Genomic DNA, 20,836 nt, shown 5'->3' with positions numbered 1-20,836 from the left:
CGGACATGTTGATCGTGGCGTTGGTGAGCACTGAAGCCGAGCGCGCATGAGCGTCTTTGTCCTCCGACGTCTGTTGACCCTGCTGGCGACGCTGGTCGGCGCGTCGCTGATCATCTTCCTGGTGCTCGACGCGCTGCCCGGCAACGCGGCGCAAATGCTGATGGGTGCCGACGCTTCGCCGGATGCGGTCCGCGCGCTCACCGTCAAGCTCGGGCTCGACCAGCCGCTGGCCGTTCGCTACGTGCAATGGATCAAGGGCCTCCTCGTCGGCGATCTCGGCAATTCCTATGTCTACGGCACCCCCGTCGCCAGCCTGATCGCGGAGCGGCTGGTGTTGACCATTCCGCTCGCGATCATGGCGATGACGATCACGGTGACGCTGGCGCTCTCCGCCGGCATCTACACCGCCGCCAATCACAACAAGCTCGGCGACGTCGGCGTGATGTCGCTGACGCAAGTTGGCATCGCGCTGCCGAACTTCTGGTTCGCGATTCTCCTGGTGCTGTTGTTCTCGGTGCGGCTGCAATGGCTCTCGGCAGGCGGCTTCGCCGGCTGGGAGGACGGCATCTGGCCGGGGATCAAGTCGCTGCTGCTGCCGGCGATCTCGCTCGCGGTGGTGCAGGCCGCGATCCTCGCGCGCGTCACGCGCTCGGCCGTGCTCGAAGTGCTGCGCGAAGACTTCGTCCGCACCGCGCGCGCAAAGGGCCTCGGCAAGCGCGAGGTGCTGTGGAGCCACGTGCTGCGCAATGCCATGATCCCCGTGATGACCGTGATGGGGCTGCAGTTCGCCAATCTGCTCGCCGGCACCATCGTGATCGAGAACGTGTTCTACCTGCCGGGCCTCGGCCGCCTGATCTTCCAGTCGATCGCCAACCGCGACCTGATCGTGGTGCGCAATTGCGTGATGCTGCTCGCCGCGATGGTCGTGATCGTCAACTTCGTGGTCGATGTGCTCTATGCCTTCATCGATCCCCGCATCAAGGTGCACGACCTGTGAGCGCGCCCATCACCATCGACGCGCCCGTCGCAACGCGTCCGCTGCCGGCGCGCACGTTCTGGCGCCGCGCGCTGCGCCACCGCAGCTTCGTCCTCGGTGGCGCGCTGAGCCTTCTGGTGCTGGCTTCGGCATTGGTGTCGCTGGTATGGACGCCGTGGTCGCCCTACGAGATCGACATCGCCGCAAAGCTCCGCCCGCCCTCGGCGGCGCATTGGCTCGGCACCGATTCCTTCGGCCGCGACATCATCTCGCTGCTGCTTGCGGGCGGCCGATCCACCATCATGGTCGGTGTCATCGCCGTCAGCATCGGTCTCACCTTCGGCGTCACGCTGGGCCTGATCGCCTCGGCCCGGCGCGGCTGGACGGAGGAGATCATCATGCGCTTCTCCGATTTCACCTTCGCCTTTCCGGCTGTGCTGTCCGCGATCATGCTTGCCGCGGTGGTGGGGCCGGGCATGGTGACCTCGATCGTCGCGATCGGCATCTTTCAGATCCCGACGTTGACTCGGCTGACGCGCGGCTCGGCCAATGCGATCTGGGCGCGCGAATTCGTGCTTGCGGCACGCGCGGCGGGCAAGGGGCGCTTCCGCATCACCATCGAGCATGTGCTGCCGAATATTCTGTCGATCCTGATCGTGCAGGTCACCATCCAGTTCGCGCTCGCCATTCTCGCCGAGGCCGCTTTGTCCTATCTCGGCCTCGGCACGCAGCCGCCGCAGCCGTCCTGGGGGCGGATGTTGAACGATGCACAGACGCTGCTGTTCCAGTCGCCGATGCTCGCGGTCTATCCGGGTGCTGCGATCGCAATCTCCGTGCTCGGCCTCAACCTGCTCGGCGACGGACTGCGCGACCTGCTCGATCCCCGGCTGGCGCGGGAGCGATGACGATGGCCGAGCGCGCCAACATGCCGCTGATCGAAGTCGACAATCTCGGCGTTCGCCTCAACACCAGCCGTGGGCCGGCGCAAGCCGTGCGCGGTGTCAGCTTTGCGCTGAAGCGCGGCGAGACGCTTGGGCTCGTCGGCGAGTCCGGCTGCGGCAAGTCGGTCACGGCGTTGTCGTTGATGGGGCTGCTGCCGGACAGTGCCGTCGTTACCGGCAGCATCAAGCTGGACGGAGACGAGCTCGTCGGACTTGCGGATGCCGATTACTGCCGCTTGCGCGGCAACCGCATCAGCATGATCTTCCAGGAGCCTATGACTGCGCTCAACCCGATGCACACGATCGGCAACCAGGTCGCCGAGCCGCTGCGGCGTCATAAAAGATATTCGGCGGCGCAGGCGCGCAAAGAGGCGATCGCCTTGCTCGACCGCGTCGGGCTGCCTGACCCCGCACGTCGTGTCGATGCCTATCCGCACCAGTTCTCCGGCGGCCAGCGTCAGCGCATCACCATCGCGATGGCGCTTGCCTGCGAGCCGGACCTGTTGATCGCGGACGAGCCGACCACCGCGCTCGACGTCACCATCCAGGGTCAGATCCTGGATCTCATCGACGACCTCGTCGAGGAGCGCGGCATGTCGATGATCCTGATCTCGCACGATCTCGGCGTCATCGCCGAGAACGTCCAGCGCATGATGGTGATGTATGGCGGCACCGTCGTCGAGAGCGGGCCGACCAACGAAGTCTTCCGTCGCATGGGCCATCCCTACACGCAGGGCCTGTTCCGTGCCCGGCCCAAGCTCGGCGCGCGCAAGGGGACGCGGCTGAAGACGATCTCGGGCACGGTGCCGGAACTCGCCGATCTGCCGTCCGGCTGCACCTTCTCCGACCGCTGTCCGCTCGTGATCGACCAGTGCCGCGCCGCGCTGCCGCCGATGGTGGGTGTCGGCCCCGGCCATTTTGCGCGCTGCATCCGAACTGACGTGTCGATGGCCGAACGCGTCGGAGCGCTGACCGCATGAGCACCGCGCCGCTTCTCGACGTCCGGGATCTCGAACAGCGCTACACGCTGCCGCGCGAGAGCCTGTTCCGACCGCCGGGGCAGGTGCGCGCGCTCAACGGTGTCAGCGTGCAGGTCCAGGCCGGCAAGAGCCTCGGCATCGTTGGCGAGTCCGGCTCCGGCAAATCCACCTTCGCGCGCGTCGTGATGGCGCTGGAGCGGCCCACGTCAGGGCAGGTCGCGCTGCTCGGGCGGGATCTCAATCGCCTGCCGGCCGACGAGCTGCGCCGCGCCCGGCGCGATTTCCAGATGGTGTTCCAGGACCCCTATGGCTCGCTCGATCCGCGCCAGACCATCGCGCGGATCGTCGCCGAGCCGCTGACCGTGCTGGAAGGTGCCGTCCGCACCACGTTCCGCGACCGCGTCGCAGCGGTGTTGCGCCAGGTCGGCTTGCGCGATGCGGACATGGAAAAATATCCGCACGAATTCTCCGGCGGCCAGCGCCAGCGCATCGCCATTGCGCGTGCGCTGATCACCCAGCCGAAGCTGATCGTCGCCGACGAGCCGGTCTCCGCGCTCGACGTCTCCGTGCAGGCCCAGGTGCTGAACCTGATGCAGGACCTCCAGGAGCAGTTCGGCCTGAGCTACATCCTGATCAGCCACGACCTCGCCGTGGTCGACTATCTCTGCGACGAGGTCGCGGTGATGTATCTCGGCCGCATCGTCGAGCAGGGCCGGCCAGAGGATCTGTTCGAGCGCGGTGCCCATCCCTATACGCGGGCGCTGCTGGATGCGGTGCCGCGGGCGCGTGCCGGGGGTGGCCGGCGCCGGCGCGGGGCCCAGGCGATCGCCTCGCAATCGGCCGCGACGGCCGGATGCCCCTATGCCGCGCGCTGCGCCCTTGCCGACCAGCATTGCCGCGAGGTTCCGCCTGCGTTACGCAAGGTGGGCGAGGGACACCTTGCCGCCTGCCACAAGGCCGAGGCCGTGATGGCGTTGCCGCAGGCGGCCATGGAAGGTTAGTGTCCGGGGCAGGATTGGCGTTAAGCTGGAAACAGGATTGGCCGGGGAGTTTGCGCATGTTCAGGAAACTATCGATCGTCGCCTTTGCCGCTGCGCTCGTCGCGGCGCCTTTGCCGGTGCTGGCGCAGGGCAAGAAGGACAGCGTCGTCATGGCGATGGCGCTGGAGCCGCCGGGGCTCGACCCCACCAACGCCGCCGCGGCCGCGATCGCCGAGGTCACGCTCTACAACATCTACGAGACCCTGACCAAGATCAACGAGGACGGCTCGGTCTCGCCGCTGCTGGCCGAGAGCTGGACCGCTTCGCCCGATCTGAAGACCTATACGTTCAAGCTGCGCAAGGGCGTCAAATTCCACAATGGCGAAGCGTTCGATTCCGCGGCGGTGAAGTTTTCGTTCGAGCGCAACGCGGCGCCGACCAGCACCAACAAGGACAAGAGCCTGTACCAGGCCTTCGAGAAGGTCGAGACGCCCGACGCCGACACCGTCGTGATCACCGTGAAATATTCCGAGCCGAACCTGCCGTTCCTGCTCGGCCAGGCGGGCGGCTCGATCGTCGAGCCGAAGAGCGCGGGTACCAATGTCACGCAGCCGGTCGGCACCGGACCGTACCAGCTTGGCGGCTGGGCCAAGGGCTCTTCGATCACGCTGAACAAATGGGCCGACTACCGCAACGCCTCCGCGATCAAGCTGTCCAAGGTGACGATCCGCTTCATCTCAGATCCGGCGGCGCAGGTGGCGGCGCTGCTGTCGGGCGACGTCGATGCATTCCCGCGCGTCGCCGCGGCGCGCGCCTTGGCACAGTTCAAGGCCGATCCGCGCTTCAACGTCCAGGTCGGCGGCTCCCGGGCCAAGACCATCGTTGCGATCAACCACCGCAAGAAGCCGCTCGACGACGTCCGCGTCCGCCGCGCCATCCTTGCCGCGATCGACCGCAAGGCCATGATCGACGGCGCCGTCGACGGCTTCGGCACGCCGATCGGCAGCTTCTACGTGCCGGGCGCGCTCGGCTATGTCGACACCACCGGTATCAACCCGTACGATCCGGAGAAAGCCAAGAAGCTGCTCGCTGAAGCCGGCGTCACCACGCCCCTCGAATTGTCGCTCAAGCTGCCGCCGCCGTCCTATGCGCGGCAGGGCGGGGAGATCGCCGCAGCCCAGCTCGCCAAGGTCGGCATCGTCGCCAAGATCGAGAACGTCGAGTGGGCGCAATGGCTGTCGCAGGTGTTCGCCGGCAATGGCCCGCACAATTTCGATCTGACCATCGTCAGCCATGTCGAGCCGTTCGACCTCGTCAAGATCACCGAGTCGGACTACTACCTCGGTTACAACAACGAGGCCTTCAACACGCTCTACAAGCAGATCGTCTCGACGCCGGACGAAGCCGCCCGCGCAAAGCTGCTCGGTGACGCCCAGCGCATGCTCGCCACCGACGCGGTCTCCGCCTACCTGTATCAGCCGCAGCTCATCACCATCACAGCCAAGAAGCTGAAGGGCGTCTGGAAGGACGTGCCGCAATTCGAGAACGACTTCTCCACGTGGTATTGGGAGTAGGCAGTGTCCGTTGCCGTGTCCTCTCCACGCGTTGGAGAGGACAGCGCCAAACCAAAACCTGAAAAACAACCCCATGCACAGTAGCCGGGGTCAGGCATTTCAATGGCTTGCGCGGTTGCGCCGCGCGTGATCGAGGTGATGCGCCGGTCGTTGACCCGTCGGGCAAAACACTGGCATGATGGCATCGTCGCGGTCTCGTGGTCAGGGACGCGCCGCAAGGCGAGACAGCCGTGAAGAAGCCATCCCGCCGCGATGCCGGCATTGCCGCGGCGGCCGTCCGCGCCGAGGCGCCGATCTCCCCAAAGCTTGATCATGCAAGGCTCGATCATGCGTCGATGAGCGATATCGCTCATGCCTTGGCTGATGGGCATGTCACTGCCACGGCGCTGCTCAAAGCTTATCTCGCGCGCATCCAAGCCTACGACCGCGGCGGGCCCAAGCTCAACGCGGTACGCGCGCTCAATCCCGACGCGCTCGCGATCGCAGGCAGACTTGACGGCGTCAAGCCGTCGGCCAAGCGGCCGCTGGCCGGCATCCCGATCCTGGTGAAGGACAACATCGCGACCGGCGACGCGCAGCCGACCACGGCGGGCTCGCTGGCGCTGGAAGGCGCGCGTGCGCGGGACGATGCGACGCTCGTCAAGCTGCTGCGCGAGGCCGGTGCGGTGATCCTCGGCAAGGCGAACCTGACCGAATTTTCCAACATGCTCGCGGTCGACATGCCCGCCGGCTATTCGTCGCTGGGCGGTCAGGTGAAGAACCCCTATGCGCCGGACCAGATGGACGAGCATGGCATCCCGATCCTCAGCCCAGGAGGCTCGAGCGCGGGTTCGGCGGTCGCGGTGGCGGCAGGTCTGTGCGCGGCCTCGATCGGCACGGAAACCTCGGGCTCGCTGCTGTTTCCCGCCGGCCAGAATGGCCTCTTCACCGTGAAGCCGACGGTCGGCCTGATCAGCCGTGCCGGCATCGTGCCGATCGCGCACAGCCAGGATACCGCCGGGCCGATGACGCGGACCGTGCGCGACGCGGCGCTGCTGCTGAACGTGCTGGCGGCCAAGGATCCGCTCGACCCGGCAACGCAAAAGCAGCGGCGGCCGGACGATTTCACCGACGGCCTTGCCGCCGACGCCATGAAAGGTGCGCGCATCGGCGTGCCGAGCGACCCTGCCGACCCGTTGAATGATTGCTTTTACGGCAAGCTGCTGCCCAACAGGGTCAAGCTGATGGCCGAAGCGACCCAGGTGCTGGAGGATCTCGGCGCCGTCATCGTGCGTGCCAGCATGCCGACGCCCGGCTGGATCGGCGGGCCGGGCACGACCATGGCCGTGCTCAACCGCAATCCGCTGAGCGCCCACAAAGGCACGATCGCCCGACCGCCGGTCGTCTTCCTCTACGAAATGAAGCACGACCTCAATCTGTATCTGAAGGAGTGGGCGACCAACACCGGCATCAAGACCATGACCGACATCGTCGCCTTCAACGAGGCGAACGCGCACAGGGCGCTGCGTTTCGGCCAGGACCACTTTCTCGCCGCGGAGATGACCAGGGGCGATCTCAGCGAGCGCGAGTACAAATCCGCACGCGCCATGGACCTGCTCTCGGCCAAGACGCGCGGCATGGATGCCTATATGGGCCGACACAAGCTCGACGCCGTCCTGTTCCCCGGCGCATACGGCGCCGCAATTGCCGCCAAGGCGGGTTATCCCAGCGTCATGGTGCCGGGCGGGTTCGTTTCGGGGACAGATGACGGCAAGGATACGCCCGACTATCCGTTCGGCGTCACCTTCGCAGGCCGCGCCTGGAGCGAGCACAAGCTGCTGCGCTTGGCCTACGCCTTTGAACAGGCCTCCGCCAAGCGCAAGCCGCCGCCCGGCCTGCCGGCGCTTTAGAGTGCACTGTGGGTGCGCCGCTCTGGCATGTGCTGACAAATCCGCTGTCTGTTCTCGCAGATGCAGCGGACGCGCCGTCCTGCCCTGAGGAGGGCGCTTTGTGACCTGAAGCGGAAGCCAGCCCTAGTCGGCGGGCGGCCCTTCATGCTTTGATTTGCTGTGCTCTGAAACTGGAGGACCACACTCGTGATGACGGCAGCGTGCACGCGTCTTGGGATCGAACTTCCCATCATTCAAGCCCCAATGGGCGGAGCGGTCGGTCCCGCTCTTGCTGCAGCAGTGAGCAATGCCGGTGGGCTGGGCACCTTGGCTTTATGGGGAGCGGACATACAAACGTTGCGTCGGCAAATTCGCGAAACTCAAGCCCTTACAAGCAAGCCATTCGCCGTCAATTTAAACCTAGAGTTCGCGCAAGAAGAGCGCCTTGACGCTTGCCTGCAGGAGCGCGTGCCGATTATCTCCTTCTTCTGGCGCGAACCCTCGGCGCTTGTGGCCCGTGCGAAGGCGGGCGGCGCTGTCGTACTTCATACGGTTGGCACCGCCGAGGACGCGCGCGAGCAGTAGAATGCGGGGTTGACATCGTCGTTGCACAAGGATGGGAGGCAGGTGGCCATGTGCGTGGGAAGGTCGCGACGATGGCACTTGTACCCGCAGTGGTCGATGCTGTTGGCCGTGTCCCAGTCATAGCGGCGGGAGGCATTGCGGATGGTCGTGGACTTGCCGCTGCCTTGGCGCTCGGCGCTTCGGGGGTCTGGATCGGGACCCGTTTCCTCGCGAGCACTGAAGTGGAAATTCATCCCCACTATCGCGAGCGAATATTTCGAGCAACAGAAGACGATACCGTTTATCTCGAAGAGCTATTTGACATCGGATGGCCAAAGGCTCCTCACCGTGTATTGCGCAACAGCACTGTTGCGGCTTGGGAAGCCGCCGGGCGTCCAGTTTCGGGAAAGCGGCCGGGTGAGGGCGAGGTCGTCGCCACCTCGAAATCTCGTGGCCCAATCGTCCGTTATCGATCCTATACACCAGCAGCCGATGCCGAGGGTGACATCGATGCACTGTCGCTCTGGGCCGGGCAGAGCGTTGCGCTCGTCCATAAGACACAGCCTGCAGCGGAGATCGTGCAGGAGATTTTTGACGAAGCTCAGGCTGTCTTAGGTCGGCTAGCAACGCCCGTAAAGCCTCAGTGAATTGCCATGTCCGCTCCTAGCCCTTAGCCGAACCGGGCTGAGGCATTTGCTATGTCGGCTAAGGGAGCCAGAGCGGACGCGGGCTAGAGCTTGCCCGACCGCCGCTTGTGACCCGAAGCTGACCCAGGCCGGCTCTCCGGCGTGATCCTTATCGCTTTTGCTCACTAGGCTGAGGAAGCGACCTAACCGTTCCCTGGGTAGGAGCGGAACACTTGGACTGAACGTACATTAATCAGCATGAACGACCAATTCAGGAAATTTGGCGTCATGGGTATCGAGCGTATGCACTCGCCTCACTACTGGGAGATGCGAGCGGAGGAGTTTCGGGCGAAGGCGGACAACTGCGAGCATCCTGAGACAAGGAAAAGCTTGCGTAACGTCGCTAAGACCTATGAGGAGCTCGCGCGCCGGGCGGAGCAGGTCCGCACCCTGCGAGACGTAGCAGAGCAGCCAGTTAGGAACTCCGGCAACTAGTGCGGCACTGCTTGTCTCGCCGCGCGTTGGTGGGCAGAGGGGCCGCTCGCCGGATTGGCTATCTTGATGGTGCGACCATGTAGTTGCCGCTGTTCAAACGTGTGGCAGGGAAGCTTGCGCGATCATGGCCGGATTGAAGGGAAGAACCTGATCATTGACTACCGATCGCCTGTCGCGATTAGACCTACTCTCTGAGCGCCAGGTGCGAGACGCAGGCAAGGCTCGCCGATGCACCTACCTGTTAGACCAGTCCTGACGCTCTTGGATGGCGCGTTCCAACTTGGTGGCGAGCCCCAATAGGTTCGAGGAGAGATCAGCAAACAACTCCTTCTTCGACTGGTCGGCTGCGTGGCGTCTGCTGATAAGCGCGCACTCCTCCGCTTCGGTGAGGAGTTTTTCTAGGTGGGTTTGCATGTCGTGCATGGCTGTAGCCTTGCGGCACTAACGTGCTTGCGCCAGCGTGTCGCGGCACTGACGTCCCTCAATCTTCAATGAGCCGCCGGGTTGGCCGTTCCTAAAGCGAATGTGGGTATTGGCCAATTCGGCTGCTTTTGAGTAGTTCCTGGATAGTTCCGTGTGCGGAACGAAATAAACCGTTTGCCTTGTCTTCTTCCTAGCTCCACTTTGTTCCATCACTGAGTGGTCCGAGACCACTATCGGTGTGTGTGAACGCCAGTTGCGCTCCGCTTAACTTACCAATGGAGCAGCGCCATGATAGAGCGCCGTCGCTTCAAGCAGAGCCATTCTCTCGAAGAACGGCTTCGTCAGGAAGCCAATCGGCTGCGTGACGAGGCGAAGTCTCTGCCGCGCGGCCCCGAGCGCGAGCAACTTCCGCGGAAGGCCCGCCAGGCCGAAACCGGTTCGCATATGAGCGAGTGGTTGACCTCGCCCGGCAAACTCCGTCAGAAGGCGCGTACTGGTTTGGAAAACGCCAAGCGCTTGCGGGACAAGGCCGCCGAAGCTTTACAGATGGCCGATCAAGTCGGCAATGAGTCTAGGCGCGAAACATTACAACATATCGCCAAGAGCTATAGCTCGGTCGCACAAGGTCTAGAAGATATCGCAAGTTCGGATGCCTATTCCAGCGGAATGAGACCTCCAATGTGCTCTGGGTGCGGGACTATCATGAAGTGGTCCCGCTCCCAATTGGTGAAAGATGGTCCGACAATGCGTCACGTCTTTCTTTGCGTCGCATGTGGAAGTAGTATCGAGACTGAAGCCGACATTGAGAGGTCGCGCTGACGGCGGGTCATTCCACCAGCACTTCCGCTGTTGGCCGCTAGCTGACTTCTATCTCAAGAATCGGAATGTCGGCTGTTCGGCCGAAACCCGACCAAGGTCGGGGAGCGCGGCGATACCCGCTTGTGAACAATGCGGACATTCGCTAGCAGGATCTAGAGCCGGTTGTTTGCCCATTCTTGCTCGCCGTCTTGCCACAAGGTGGTAGGCTGCAGGCGCCGATGATGTGGTTCCTAGCGGGGGCTCAATGAGGCGGCGGGAGTTCATCCTGGTGTTGGGAGCCGCGGTGGCCTTGCCGGCGACCGGCCTTGCGCAACAGAAGAAGGTCTTGCGCATCGGCTATCTAAGCGCCCCCACCCGGGAATCAGTCCAGCGTCCGCTCCAGGCGTTCTTGCGGAGGCTGCGCGAACTGGGTTGGGTTGAAGGCGAGAACTTCATCATTGAATATCGATGGGCTGAGGGAAACATCGACTGGTTGCCCGAGCTTGCAAGGGAGCTGGTGGCGCTCAACGTAGACCTGATCGTTGCACCGGCCACCTCAGCGGTCTTGGCGGCAAAAAACGCGACCAGCCGTATTCCGATCGTCATGACTTTCCCGACCGATCCCGTGAAGCTGGGACTCATTTCCAGCCTTAGCGAGCCCGGTGGAAACGTCACCGGGACGACCGCCTCGGTAGGCATGGAAATTATCGGCAAACTTCTGGAAATTCTGAAGCAGGCCGCCCCTCACATCACCGCAGTTGCGGTCCTTGGCAACCCGGCCGACGTGGGTCTTGCATTACAGATGGAGGAGCTTCAGATCGCCGCGCACTCGTTGAACATTCGCCTTCAATTGTTCGAAGCGCGAGGTCCTGAAGAGTTTGATCATGCGTTTGCCGAGATGGCGCGGGCCCGCATGGATGGCCTTGCAATTATGACATCTCCTTTCACGCCCCATCGCGCCAAACTCGCCGAACTTGCGATAGCGGCGCGATTGCCGGTCATAACCTTCCTCCGGGAGTTCACTGAGGCCGGCACCCTGATGAGCTATGGGGTGAACATGTCCGATTTCATCGGGCGTGCTGCGGTCTATGTGGACCGCATTCTCAAAGGCGCACGCCCCGCCGACCTCCCGGTGGAGCAGCCCACAAAGTTCGAACTGATGATCAACCTAAGGACCGCGAAAGCGATCGGCCTCTCCGTGCCGCCGGGGCTGCTTGCCCGCGCTGATGAGGTGATCGAATAGGGTCGCAATTGCTGCAGCGCATGAGTCCGCTGTTGGCCCATCGGCGAAGTGGTGGCACCTCGCCAGGAGGTCCGCTCACCGAGGCATGCACTACGCGTATCCATGAATCACCCGCGCGTTCGTTCAACGTGCATCGCTCGGCCGTGTTCCGGTCGGTATCTCCGATGTCCCCTGGAAGCATCGGTGAGCGGCGTGAATATTGCTGTCACGTAGAGGTCTTGAACGTTTGGAACTCTCATGCGTTAGCGGATGAGGGACATGCACCATCCGGCATGACGATGCGGCCACGGAGTTCGGTTCTTGCTCAGGCTTTACAGGTGGCCGTCCGACGACTGGCACGGCATCGGCGCGGAAATGCCCTCTGAGATCATCTGGGCCGATCTCCTGAACGGCACCGACGAGGAAAAGCAGTTCGTCGAGCGGCTGCTCGGCATCCGCATTCCCTCGGAAGACTCGCTCAGCGAGATCGAGGCGTCGAGCCGCCTGATCTTCGATCGCGGCACGCTCTATCTCAGCTCGCCGGCGGTGCGGGTCACGGAGGCCAACGAGGCCGAGATCACGCCGGTCGGCTTCGTCATCGGTCCGCACGTGCTGGTGACGGTGCGCTTTGCCGAGCTGCCGATCTTCGACGACATCGGCAAGCGCGTCGGCTCCGATGACAGCCTGGAGAACGGCATGTGCGTGTTCGTCAGCCTGCTCGAGGCCATGATCGATCGCGGTGCCGATGTCCTGGAGCATCTCGGCGCCAAGGTCGATCAGCTTTCGCGCGGGGTCTTCAAGGGCGGGCTGGTGCGCACCCAGCGCCCGGTGCGCTCCAGTCGCAGGATGCGCGAGGCCCTGGAGAATGTCGGCGAGCTGGCCGAGCGCCTCGCCAAGGCGCGCGATGTCCTGCTCGGGGTGGGCCGCATCGCCGCGTTTGCCGGCGACGTCGGCAGCGAGTGGATCACGGCGTCGTCGAAGAAACGCCTCGAGGCCGTGTCCAAGGACGTCGTCTCGCTCAGCGACTACGAGACGCGACTATCGGACAAGATCCAGCTGCTGCTCGACGCCGTGCTCGGCTTCATCAACATCCAGCAGAACGAGCTGTTCAAGATCCTGACGATCGTGTCGGTCGTCGGCGTGCCCCCGACGATCATGGTCGGCATCTGGGGCATGAACTTCAAGCACATGCCCGAGCTGGACTGGAGCTTCGGCTATCCGCTGGCCTGGCTCGCGGTCATCGCCAGTGGCGTGCTGCCGCTGATCTGGTTCAAGCGGCGCGGCTGGTTCGAGTGATGGCAGCGGCGCATCGTTCGAACGATGCGCCGCTGCTTGATCATGCGGCCTTCGCGTCGGCCTTGCTGATCCAGTCGCGGGCCAGCGTCACGTCGGCTTGCGACAATTGATGGCCCGCCGGCAGCACCTTGTGGGTGACGCTCGCACCTGCCTGCGACAGCAGCGCGGCGAGCCGTGCCGAATTGCTCGCCGGCACGATTGGATCAGCCTGCCCCGAGAGCAGCAGTATCGGCTTGTTGCCAATGTCAGCCTTGGGCGGATCGGACAACGGCACCATCGCGCGCAGCAGGATCGCGCCTGCAAGCGCGTCCGGCTGCAGCAGCAACAGCGCCGCCGCGATGTTAGCGCCGTTGGAGAACCCGACCGCGATCGGCGCGGCGATGCCGTAGCGTTGCCGTGCCTCCGCGACGAACTCGCCGAGCTCGTTCGCGCGACGGCGTACGTCCTCCTCGTCGAACACGCCTTCGGCGAGACGGCGGAAGAACCGCGGCATGCCGTGCTCGAGCACGCGGCCGCGTGGCGAGAGCAGGGCCGAGCCGGGCGAGATCATCTTGCCGAGGCCGAGCAGGTCGTTCTCGTCGCCGCCGGTGCCGTGCAACAGCAGCAGCGGAGGGGAGCCCGCGTCGCCTGCGGGCTCGAAACGATGGATGAATGCAGTCTCGGTCATGACACGGTCTCTTCCAGGCTAGGCAGCACGCCCTCGATCTGCTTGCGGTGCTGCTCGAGGAAGCTCGGCAGCTTCAGGTCACGTCCCAGCGTCGCGACCGGCTCGTCGACGGCGAAGCCGGGGATGTCGGTCGCGATCTCGAACAGCACGCCGCCGGGCTCGCGGAAATAGATCGAGCGGAAGTAGTTGCGGTCGCGCTGCTCGGTCGGGTGCAGGCCGTGATTGCTCACGAGCTTTTGCGCCATCTGGCCCTGCTCGGCGTCATCGGCCGCGCGGAAGGCGATGTGATGCACCGAGCCGCCGCCCTGGTGCCCGCGCAGGAAGCCCTTGGCTTCGTAGATGTCGACCACGCTGCCTTCGGCATCGCCCGGCGCCTTGAAGCGGATCACTGAGCCCTCGCGCCCGGTCTCCTTGAAGCCGAACACGTCGGTGAGGACGGCCGCCGTCTTCGCCGCGCTGTCGAGCAGCAGGGTCACGCCATGGAAGCCGCGGATTGCATGCTCGGCCGGCACGTCGCCATTGCTCCAGCCCGGCTCGTTCTCGGCACCGGGAATGCCGACCAGCGCGAGCGCCATGCCATCGGGATCGGTGAACGGCAGCACGGACTCGCCAAAACGCTTCTCCAGCGCCTCGTAGGCGATGCCCTTCTCGGTGAAGCGCTGCGTCCAATAGCCGAGCGAGCGCTGCGGCACGCGAAAGGCGGTCTGGTGGGTCTCTCCGACGCCGCGGCGTCCGGCCGAGACGCCGGCCCACGGAAAGAAGGTCAGGATGGTGCCGGGGCGGCCGGTCTCGTCGCCGTAATAGAAGTGGTAGGTGCCGGGATCGTCGAAATTGACCGTCTTCTTGACGAAGCGCAGGCCGAGATCGCGGGTGTAGAAGCCGAAATTGCGGATGGGATCGCCGGCAATCGCGGTGACATGGTGAAGTCCAGACATTGTCGTCCTCCAGATTCGGGGAGCGGTCTTGCTCTGGCCGGAAATATCGTTCCGCTTTGGATTGGAGACAATCCATGCAAATATGACGGCTATGTCTACGATTTGGAAACAATCAGCGGGGCGACCCCTTGGATAAGCTCGGCAGCCTCCGGGCCTTCGTAAAGGTGGTGGAAAGTGGCAGCTTTGCCGAGGCCGGCCGGCAGCTGCGGCTGTCGCGCTCGGCGATCAGCAAGTACATCGCCGACCTCGAGGAGAGCCTCGGCGTCCAGCTCTTGAACCGCACCACAAGGCACGCGAGCCCGACCGAGAACGGCCAGCGCTATTTCGAGCGGGCGGTCGTGATCCTCTCGGAGATCGAGGCGGCGGACCAGGCGGTGACGCAGGCGCAATCGGCGCCGCGGGGGCTGCTCCGCGTCAACGCGCCGATGTCGTTCGGCACGATGCGGCTCGGGCCGGTGCTCGCCGATTTCATGGCGCTTTACCCGGAGCTTCAGCTCCAGATCGTGCTCAGCGACGATCTGCTCGATCCCGTGCAGGACGGCTTTGACGTGACGTTGCGGATCGCGGAGCTGGAATCGTCCAGCCTGATCGCGCGCAAGATCATGCCGGTGGCGCGCATGATCTGCGCCTCGCCGGATTACCTGGCGCGCCACGGCACGCCAAAACATCCGCAGGATCTGCGCGAGCATGCTTCGCTGACCTACGGCTTCCTGCTCACAGGCAATCAGTGGAAGCTCACAGGCAGCGACGGCGACCACTGGATCCAGCCGGCCTGGTCGCTCTGCGTCAACAACGCCGAGGTGCTGCGCGACGTCGCAATCAAGGGAAGGGGCCTGGCACTGCTGCCGGAGTTCATCGCCGCCGATGCGTTGCGGAAGGGCGAGCTGCGGACGGTGCTGGACAGCTATTCCGCGCCGCCGCTAGCGCTCTATGCGGTCTATCCACCAACCCGGCACCTGTCAGTGAAGGTGCGGCTGCTCATCGATTTCCTGGTGGAACGGTTTGGGCGGGAGGAGGACGAAGCCGCCGGGCGTAGGGCGACGACCCGCTAGAGGGAAGAGGTCAGTGGTCTTGCCGCAAAGCGCGAGACAGGTCGAGCTTGGGCCAGATGCCGAAGAGCGCCTTCGAAGCAGGTTTTGATCAGCTCGATCAGATCGCCCGTGTCGACTCAACTGAGAGTCCCGCATAGTTGGCTGGACACTATTATACCGCAGCGGAAACCTGAACTTTCTTCCGCTCGCTCGGACTCATACTTGCGTCCCGGCTTCGCGCCTTAGGACCAGAGAGCTTCAGCCGCTGCCGGGGCGTCGCCGAGGGCTCTCTTCCATGCCGCAGCGAAAAGCGGCGGCACGATGTGTAGCTCGCCGGCACTTCTCGACTTGATTTCAACAAGCGCAGGAGGAGCCTATGCGGAAGTCTCTCACCTTTCTCCTTTCCGGACTGGCATTGGCGGTCGCGGCGTCACCCGCCTTAGCCGGCGAGCGGGTGCTTGAGTTCAAGCTGATCACGAAGCCGATCGACCTCAAGGTCATCGAGGCCGCAAACGTCGAAGGACAGACGGTTGTGTCTGGTAAGTTCTTTGGGGTTGCCGTCTTCAGCGATGGCCGCATCGGAGTGAAAGAGTTCGTGAATACTTCGGACCTGCTTAAAGGGTCGGGTCCCTTCTTCGGCTATAGCACTTACACGTTCGAGGAGGGCTCGATCACGGCGCGCTACACTGGTTCGGCCAAAGATGGAAAATCAACGGGCGAATACACGATCCTATCGGGCACAGGTGCTTATGCGAACGCCACGGGTACGGGAACAATCGAAAGCGCGCCGAACCCGTTCAAAGGCGTCAACCTGCTAAATATAAAGCTCGTCGTTAAAACGTCGGGCTCATGACAGCGCAATGGTCACAGGTTTCCGGCACGGAGGAAGTTGATCCCTCGTGTGGGTGTTGGCCCGGCCGGCGGCACGTTGCTGGCCGGGCGACCCGCTCAAGACCGATTGGAGTCGGAAGATTGATCCTGTTGACCAGCTGACTGGAGACAGTCCGCAGCCCGGCCTCAGCGCTGATCTGCTGCGGCGACGGTGTCACGGGCGGGCGCGGTCGCCCCACGGGTCTTGATCGTAGGCCTGCAGGATGCGGACAAAATCAGCCATGCTGGATTGATCTCGGTGTTCGGCTTCGGCCGCAACCTGAGCATCGGATGCAGGCTGGCTCCCTTGCCAAAACCGCGTGAGGAGATTGGCGATGTTTCTCATGGCGTACTCTCAGCAGCCAAATGTGACGGTCGACGCCAGGGTCTCGAAGCAGCATGCTGCCGCTCGATCAGGAGAAAGGCCGGTGGGCGCTACGCCACCGGACTTGTCCTGCAACTGCCGGCTCGCGGGGCCGGTTCCGTTGCGTCTCATTCTGCGTTGGTAGATAGCAAGAGCACCTGATCATCGCCATTGTGCGGGGGTATGACGTGACCATACTGACGTAGGTCAGACGCCATGGCGAATTTGGCTGCTGTCGAGGGATAGCGGGCTCAGGCAAGCCGTCCGCTCTGCAGATTTATGGACTCGCGCTAGCCGAGCAAGCGCTGCTTGGCGGGGCGGAGCAGATCGTCAAGCGCGCTCATCGACGCTTCCCGCAGCGCGGCGAGTTCGCGGGCGGCGCTCGCGCATTCCTGCAGCGGCATCGCGGGCGCGGCTTCCTCGACCTCGCGGCAGCGCTCGAACAGGCGGACGAGGCCGAGCGCGCTTGCCGCGCTGCCGAGCTGATGCGCGGATCGCGCGAGCTGCTTGTGATCGCCGGCCGCCGCGGCCGTGGCGATGTCGTCGATCAGTCGCTCGCCCGTCTGCTGGAGAAGCTGCTGGAGCTTGTCGATTTGCGTCGCGCCCAGCAGCTCCCGCTGGTCGTCGAGGAAAACCCGATCAATCAGTTCGTGGGCCGCGAGTTGCGCGGCTGCCGGCTCGACTGCCTGATCATCCTCGATCGCCTCGCGTAGCGCGTTGATCAGGATCGGCTTGCTCACGACCTTGGCGATGCCAGCGCCCGCGAGCCGATCGCGGGCACTGCGCGAGACGTCGGCGGTCACGGCGACGAGGCGCGGCATCTTGGCAAGACCGAGCTCGCCGATCCGCGAGGCGGCCTCGACGCCGTCCATGTCGGGCATGTGCAGGTCCATCAGGATGACGTCGAAGGCCTGATCGCGGGCGAGCTCGATGGCGGAGGCGCCGTTCCTCGCGATCGTGGCGTGGTGGCCGAGCCGGTGCAGGATGGCTGCGCCGACCTCGCAATTGACGGGGTCATCGTCGACCAGGAGCACGCGGAGCTGCCGCGACGGCGGCGCAAGCGCGCCTTGCGCCACGCTGTTTCCGGCAAGACCGAGCGGCACTTGGAGCGTGAACGTGCTGCCCGCGCCGGGCGCGCTCTCGACCTTGAGCTCGCCGCGCATCAGGCGGGTGAGGCGGCGCGCGATCGCAAGGCCAAGGCCGGTGCCGCCGAACCGCCGCGCGATGCTGTCGTCGGCCTGGACGAAATCCTCGAAGATCCGCTCGTGCAGCTCGGGCGCGATGCCGATGCCGGTGTCGCGAACATTGATGCGCAGCAGGAGGTGATCGTCGCGCCGCTCGGCCGCCGCGCTCACGCCGATGCCGCCGCTCGGGGTGAACTTGATCGCGTTGCCGATCAGGTTGAGCAGGATGCGATTGAGCCTGACGGGATCGCCATGCGCGGCGACGTCGACCGTCGCATCGCAGGCGAGGTCGAAGCGCAGGCCCTTGTCCAGGGCTTGCGGGCGCATCAGGTCGACAGCGGCTTCGATGAGCTGGTCGAGACGGAAGTCGCGCGTCTCCAGAATTTCCGTGCTCGCTTCGAGGCGCGCATATTCCAGCACTGCATCGACCAGCGCGATCAGCGTTTCGCCCGACGCCGCCGCGGTGGCGAGGTGGCGGCGCTGGGCCTCGCTGAGGCTGCCGTCGTCCAACAATTGCAGGACCCCCATGACGCCGTTGAGCGGCGTGCGCAGCTCGTGGCTGACGACGGCCAGGAAGCGCGACTTGGTCTCGTTGGCCGCCACCGCCGCGCTGCGCGCGCGCTCGGCGGCGTCGTGCTCGGCGAGTGCGTGGTCGCGCGCCTTTTCCAGCTCGGAGGTGCGCTCGATCACCTTGCGCTCGAGCGTGGCGTAGGATTCGCGCAAATGCGCCGCCATGCGGTTGAACTGCTCGCCGAGCGCCTCCAGCTCGTCGCCGGTCTTGATCGCGAGCCGCGAGTTGAGATCGCCGCTGCCGATCCGCTTGGCTCCTTGCGTCAGCAGCTGGATCGGCACGGTCATGCGCCGGCTGAGAACCAGCGAGACCAGCACCGCACCGGCCAGCAGGATGACGAGGAGGAAGGTCGAACGGCCGATCGAGGCGTAGATCGGCGCGTAGGCTTCGGTGAGCGGCAGCTCGACGAACACCAGCCAGCCGAGCGAAGGCACCGTCGCATAGGTCGACAGCACCCGTTGGCCGGACAGATCCTCCTTGACGAGGCCGCCCGAAGGCGGCCCGACGCCGTCGAGCGCGGCGCGGACGTCGGCATGGCCGGAGAGATCGCTGCGCTGGAGCGCCCGCCACAAATCGGGATGCGCGATCAAGACGCCCTTGCGGTCGACCACATGGGCCTTGCCGGTGTTGCCGACCCTGATCCCGGCGACCAGGTCCCAGATAAAGCGCAGATTGACCTCGGCGACGATCACATCGGGAGCGCGGCCGGTGCCGCGCGTGGCGAGCGTCATGAACGGTTCGGTGTCGCCGAAGAAGTAGACCGGTCCGTAATAGGCCCGGGTGTCATTGGCGCCACGGAAGGCGGGCGTCGTGGAGAGATCGATCTTGCTGCCGATCCTGTCGGCGACACGGCGCGACACACGCACCTGCTCGCGGCCCTGCGCGTCGAGCTGGGCGATCTCGGCGATCGCGGGCGAGAGGCGCAGGAGGCGGATGGCGTTCAGCCGCTCGTCCTCGTTGGTCGAGAGCTCCGGCGGCAGGCGCGCAAGCCACCTGATCTGGTTCTCGATCTGGCCGATGAACTGGCCGATCTGAATGGCTGCGGAGGCGGCCTGCTCGCGCTGGGTCGCCGCCAGCAGCTGCTTCTGCTCGCGATAGGAGAACCAGACGTCGAAGCCGGTGTTGATGGCGAGCGCGGCAAAGGCGAGGGCGACGATCGAGTAGAGATATTTCCTGAACAACCGGCCGGGAGGCGTCCGCGAAGGTCCCTGGTCGACCGGCTCGTTCACTCGCGGATCTCGTCGGCGCGCGCGAGCAGCGTGAATGGGATCGTCAAGCCGAGCGTGCGGGCGACCGTGCGGTTGATCAAGAGCTCGTATTTGCGCGGCGATTGCACCGGAAGATCGCCGGCCTTGGTGCCGCGCAGGATGAGATCGACATAATCGGCCGAGCGCACCTCGAGCGTCGGTCCGTAGCTCATCAGCCCGCCGGCATCCATGAAGTAATGGAACGGATAGATCATGGGCACGCGGTATTTGGCGGCTGCCGTGACGACCGCCTGCCGGTTGACCACGAGAAAGCTGTCGACCAGCGCAAGCATCGCCGCCTTTGGCGATTCGGAGAAGCGCCTGATGGCGTCATCGATCTCCGTCGGCGCGTTGACGGGGGCGGGCACCGCGGACACGCCGGACACTGCAGCCTCCTGCTCGATCGAGTCGAGAAAGAAGCGCCCGCCGCGCGGCGTGGTCGCCGGGTTGAACAGGACGCCGACGCGCGCGACGTCGGGCACGGCCTCGCGGATCAGCTGGAGCCATTTGCCGCCCATCTCGGCGGTGCTGTTGGTGAAGCCGGTGACGTTGCCGCCGGGATGCGCCAGGCTTTCGACGAAGCCGTTGCCGACCGGATCGTTGGCGGTCGCAAACACGACCGGGATGGTCTTGGTGGCGGCAAGCACGGCGGCGGTCTCGACCGTCGACCCGGTCAGGATCACGTCCGGCCTGAGGTCGAGCAATTCCTGGACGGCCGTCTTCAGCCTGTCCGGTGCGCCGAAGGTCGAACGAAGCTCGAGGCGGAAGTTGACGCCTTCAACCCAGCCGCGCTGGCGCAAGCCGGCGACGAGGTTGCCCAGGCGAGAGCTCGCGCTGTCGATCATGCCGCGTCTGGTCAGCTCGTCGTCGAGCGGCAATGCGGTGAGCGAGGCGACGATCCGCATGCGATCGGTCGTTGCGCCGAGCGCGATCCAGCCCGCGACCGATGCACCTGCAAGGCGAAGGACATCGCGGCGGGCAACCGCCGGCACAGTGTGGGCAGGAGCGCGCCGCTCGATCATGAAATGCTTCGCAAGATTTTCCCCAAGCGGTTGCATAACGCGAAAGGCTGGTGACCACAATTGATCAAAAAATGCGCTTGTGAATGTTCATTCGCAGCGTTTGGCAGCCCGATACCGTATGCCTTTGCTGCCAAGGAGTCGCTGTTTCGAATCTCGTCTTCTCCGTGACACTTGTAACGCCTTGCGGCGCTGCAACAATTTC

Annotated in this window: 19 protein-coding genes; 13 read left to right on the top strand and 6 right to left on the bottom strand. The window is 64.6% G+C overall.

Annotated elements, in window-relative coordinates:
* Positions 1-46 precede the first annotated feature (46 nt).
* From ACNJYD_RS25265 to ACNJYD_RS25230, 8 genes are all read left to right on the top strand, one after another.
* Positions 47-997, top strand: a complete 951-nt coding sequence (locus ACNJYD_RS25265; RefSeq protein ID WP_172784338.1) for an ABC transporter permease — start codon at positions 47-49, stop codon at positions 995-997.
* Positions 994-1,881: an ABC transporter permease gene (locus tag ACNJYD_RS25260; RefSeq protein ID WP_439363670.1), complete on the top strand. Its 888-nt coding sequence runs from the start codon at positions 994-996 to the stop codon at positions 1,879-1,881. Before ACNJYD_RS25265 ends, ACNJYD_RS25260 begins: the two co-directional genes overlap by 4 nt.
* Before the next feature lie 2 nt (positions 1,882-1,883).
* Entirely contained in the window at positions 1,884-2,897 is a 1,014-nt protein-coding gene (locus ACNJYD_RS25255; protein ID WP_212256851.1) for an ABC transporter ATP-binding protein, read from the top strand.
* Positions 2,894-3,898 carry an ABC transporter ATP-binding protein gene (locus ACNJYD_RS25250; protein ID WP_172784341.1) on the top strand — a complete coding sequence of 335 codons (1,005 nt, stop codon included), beginning with the start codon at positions 2,894-2,896 and terminating at the stop codon, positions 3,896-3,898. Before ACNJYD_RS25255 ends, ACNJYD_RS25250 begins: the two co-directional genes overlap by 4 nt.
* A gap of 56 nt (positions 3,899-3,954) precedes the next feature.
* Positions 3,955-5,451 (top strand): ABC transporter substrate-binding protein, encoded by a 1,497-nt coding sequence (locus tag ACNJYD_RS25245; RefSeq protein WP_439363669.1) that lies wholly within the window; start codon positions 3,955-3,957, stop codon positions 5,449-5,451.
* A 230-nt stretch (positions 5,452-5,681) separates the two neighbouring features.
* Entirely contained in the window at positions 5,682-7,340 is a 1,659-nt protein-coding gene (locus tag ACNJYD_RS25240; protein WP_212256849.1) for an amidase family protein, read from the top strand.
* 189 nt (positions 7,341-7,529) lie between these two features.
* Positions 7,530-7,904 carry an NAD(P)H-dependent flavin oxidoreductase gene (locus ACNJYD_RS25235; RefSeq protein WP_439367514.1) on the top strand — a complete coding sequence of 125 codons (375 nt, stop codon included), beginning with the start codon at positions 7,530-7,532 and terminating at the stop codon, positions 7,902-7,904.
* Entirely contained in the window at positions 7,808-8,530 is a 723-nt protein-coding gene (locus ACNJYD_RS25230; RefSeq protein ID WP_439367513.1) for an NAD(P)H-dependent flavin oxidoreductase, read from the top strand. Before ACNJYD_RS25235 ends, ACNJYD_RS25230 begins: the two co-directional genes overlap by 97 nt.
* A 708-nt stretch (positions 8,531-9,238) precedes the next feature.
* Here the strand turns inward: ACNJYD_RS25230 and ACNJYD_RS25225 are convergent.
* Positions 9,239-9,427, bottom strand: a complete 189-nt coding sequence (locus tag ACNJYD_RS25225; protein ID WP_172784347.1) for a hypothetical protein — start codon at positions 9,425-9,427, stop codon at positions 9,239-9,241.
* Between the two features lie 288 nt (positions 9,428-9,715).
* Between ACNJYD_RS25225 and ACNJYD_RS25220 the strand changes: the two genes are divergently transcribed.
* The 3 genes from ACNJYD_RS25220 (at position 9,716) to ACNJYD_RS25210 (ending at position 12,743) form a co-directional block, all read left to right on the top strand.
* Positions 9,716-10,246, top strand: coding sequence for a hypothetical protein (locus tag ACNJYD_RS25220; RefSeq protein ID WP_433996066.1), 531 nt, complete (start codon positions 9,716-9,718; stop codon positions 10,244-10,246).
* Positions 10,247-10,535: 289 nt separating this feature from the next.
* Positions 10,536-11,468, top strand: a complete 933-nt coding sequence (locus ACNJYD_RS25215) for an ABC transporter substrate-binding protein (RefSeq protein ID WP_212256847.1) — start codon at positions 10,536-10,538, stop codon at positions 11,466-11,468.
* Between the two features lie 300 nt (positions 11,469-11,768).
* Positions 11,769-12,743 (top strand): magnesium transporter CorA family protein, encoded by a 975-nt coding sequence (locus ACNJYD_RS25210; protein ID WP_172784355.1) that lies wholly within the window; start codon positions 11,769-11,771, stop codon positions 12,741-12,743.
* Between the two features lie 40 nt (positions 12,744-12,783).
* Here the strand turns inward: ACNJYD_RS25210 and ACNJYD_RS25205 are convergent, their stop codons facing one another.
* A complete protein-coding gene (locus tag ACNJYD_RS25205) occupies positions 12,784-13,410 on the bottom strand; it encodes an alpha/beta hydrolase (RefSeq protein ID WP_439363668.1) in 627 nt (208 codons plus the stop codon).
* Positions 13,407-14,345 (bottom strand): ring-cleaving dioxygenase, encoded by a 939-nt coding sequence (locus ACNJYD_RS25200; protein WP_439363667.1) that lies wholly within the window; start codon positions 14,343-14,345, stop codon positions 13,407-13,409. Before ACNJYD_RS25200 ends, ACNJYD_RS25205 begins: the two co-directional genes overlap by 4 nt.
* A 128-nt stretch (positions 14,346-14,473) precedes the next feature.
* Between ACNJYD_RS25200 and ACNJYD_RS25195 the strand changes: the two genes are divergently transcribed.
* Together ACNJYD_RS25195 and ACNJYD_RS25190 are read left to right on the top strand one after the other, a co-directional pair.
* Positions 14,474-15,397 (top strand): LysR family transcriptional regulator, encoded by a 924-nt coding sequence (locus ACNJYD_RS25195; protein ID WP_212256833.1) that lies wholly within the window; start codon positions 14,474-14,476, stop codon positions 15,395-15,397.
* 355 nt (positions 15,398-15,752) lie between these two features.
* Positions 15,753-16,229: a hypothetical protein gene (locus tag ACNJYD_RS25190; protein ID WP_172784359.1), complete on the top strand. Its 477-nt coding sequence runs from the start codon at positions 15,753-15,755 to the stop codon at positions 16,227-16,229.
* 192 nt (positions 16,230-16,421) lie between these two features.
* Here the strand turns inward: ACNJYD_RS25190 and ACNJYD_RS25185 are convergent, their stop codons facing one another.
* From ACNJYD_RS25185 to ACNJYD_RS25175, 3 genes are all read right to left on the bottom strand, one after another.
* Positions 16,422-16,592: a hypothetical protein gene (locus ACNJYD_RS25185; RefSeq protein ID WP_212256831.1), complete on the bottom strand. Its 171-nt coding sequence runs from the start codon at positions 16,590-16,592 to the stop codon at positions 16,422-16,424.
* Positions 16,593-16,900: 308 nt separating this feature from the next.
* The gene (locus ACNJYD_RS25180; protein WP_439363666.1) at positions 16,901-19,594 is read right to left on the bottom strand and encodes an ATP-binding protein; all 2,694 of its coding nucleotides are present in this window, start codon (positions 19,592-19,594) and stop codon (positions 16,901-16,903) included.
* Positions 19,591-20,634, bottom strand: coding sequence for an ABC transporter substrate-binding protein (locus ACNJYD_RS25175; RefSeq protein WP_439363665.1), 1,044 nt, complete (start codon positions 20,632-20,634; stop codon positions 19,591-19,593). Before ACNJYD_RS25175 ends, ACNJYD_RS25180 begins: the two co-directional genes overlap by 4 nt.
* Positions 20,635-20,836: the final 202 nt, after the last annotated feature.

Source organism: Bradyrhizobium sp. SPXBL-02, assembly GCF_051853065.1.
Lineage (GTDB): Bacteria > Pseudomonadota > Alphaproteobacteria > Rhizobiales > Xanthobacteraceae > Bradyrhizobium.
The sequence above is the reverse complement of the archived record's forward strand: the minus strand, read 5'-3'. Positions and strand labels throughout refer to the sequence as shown.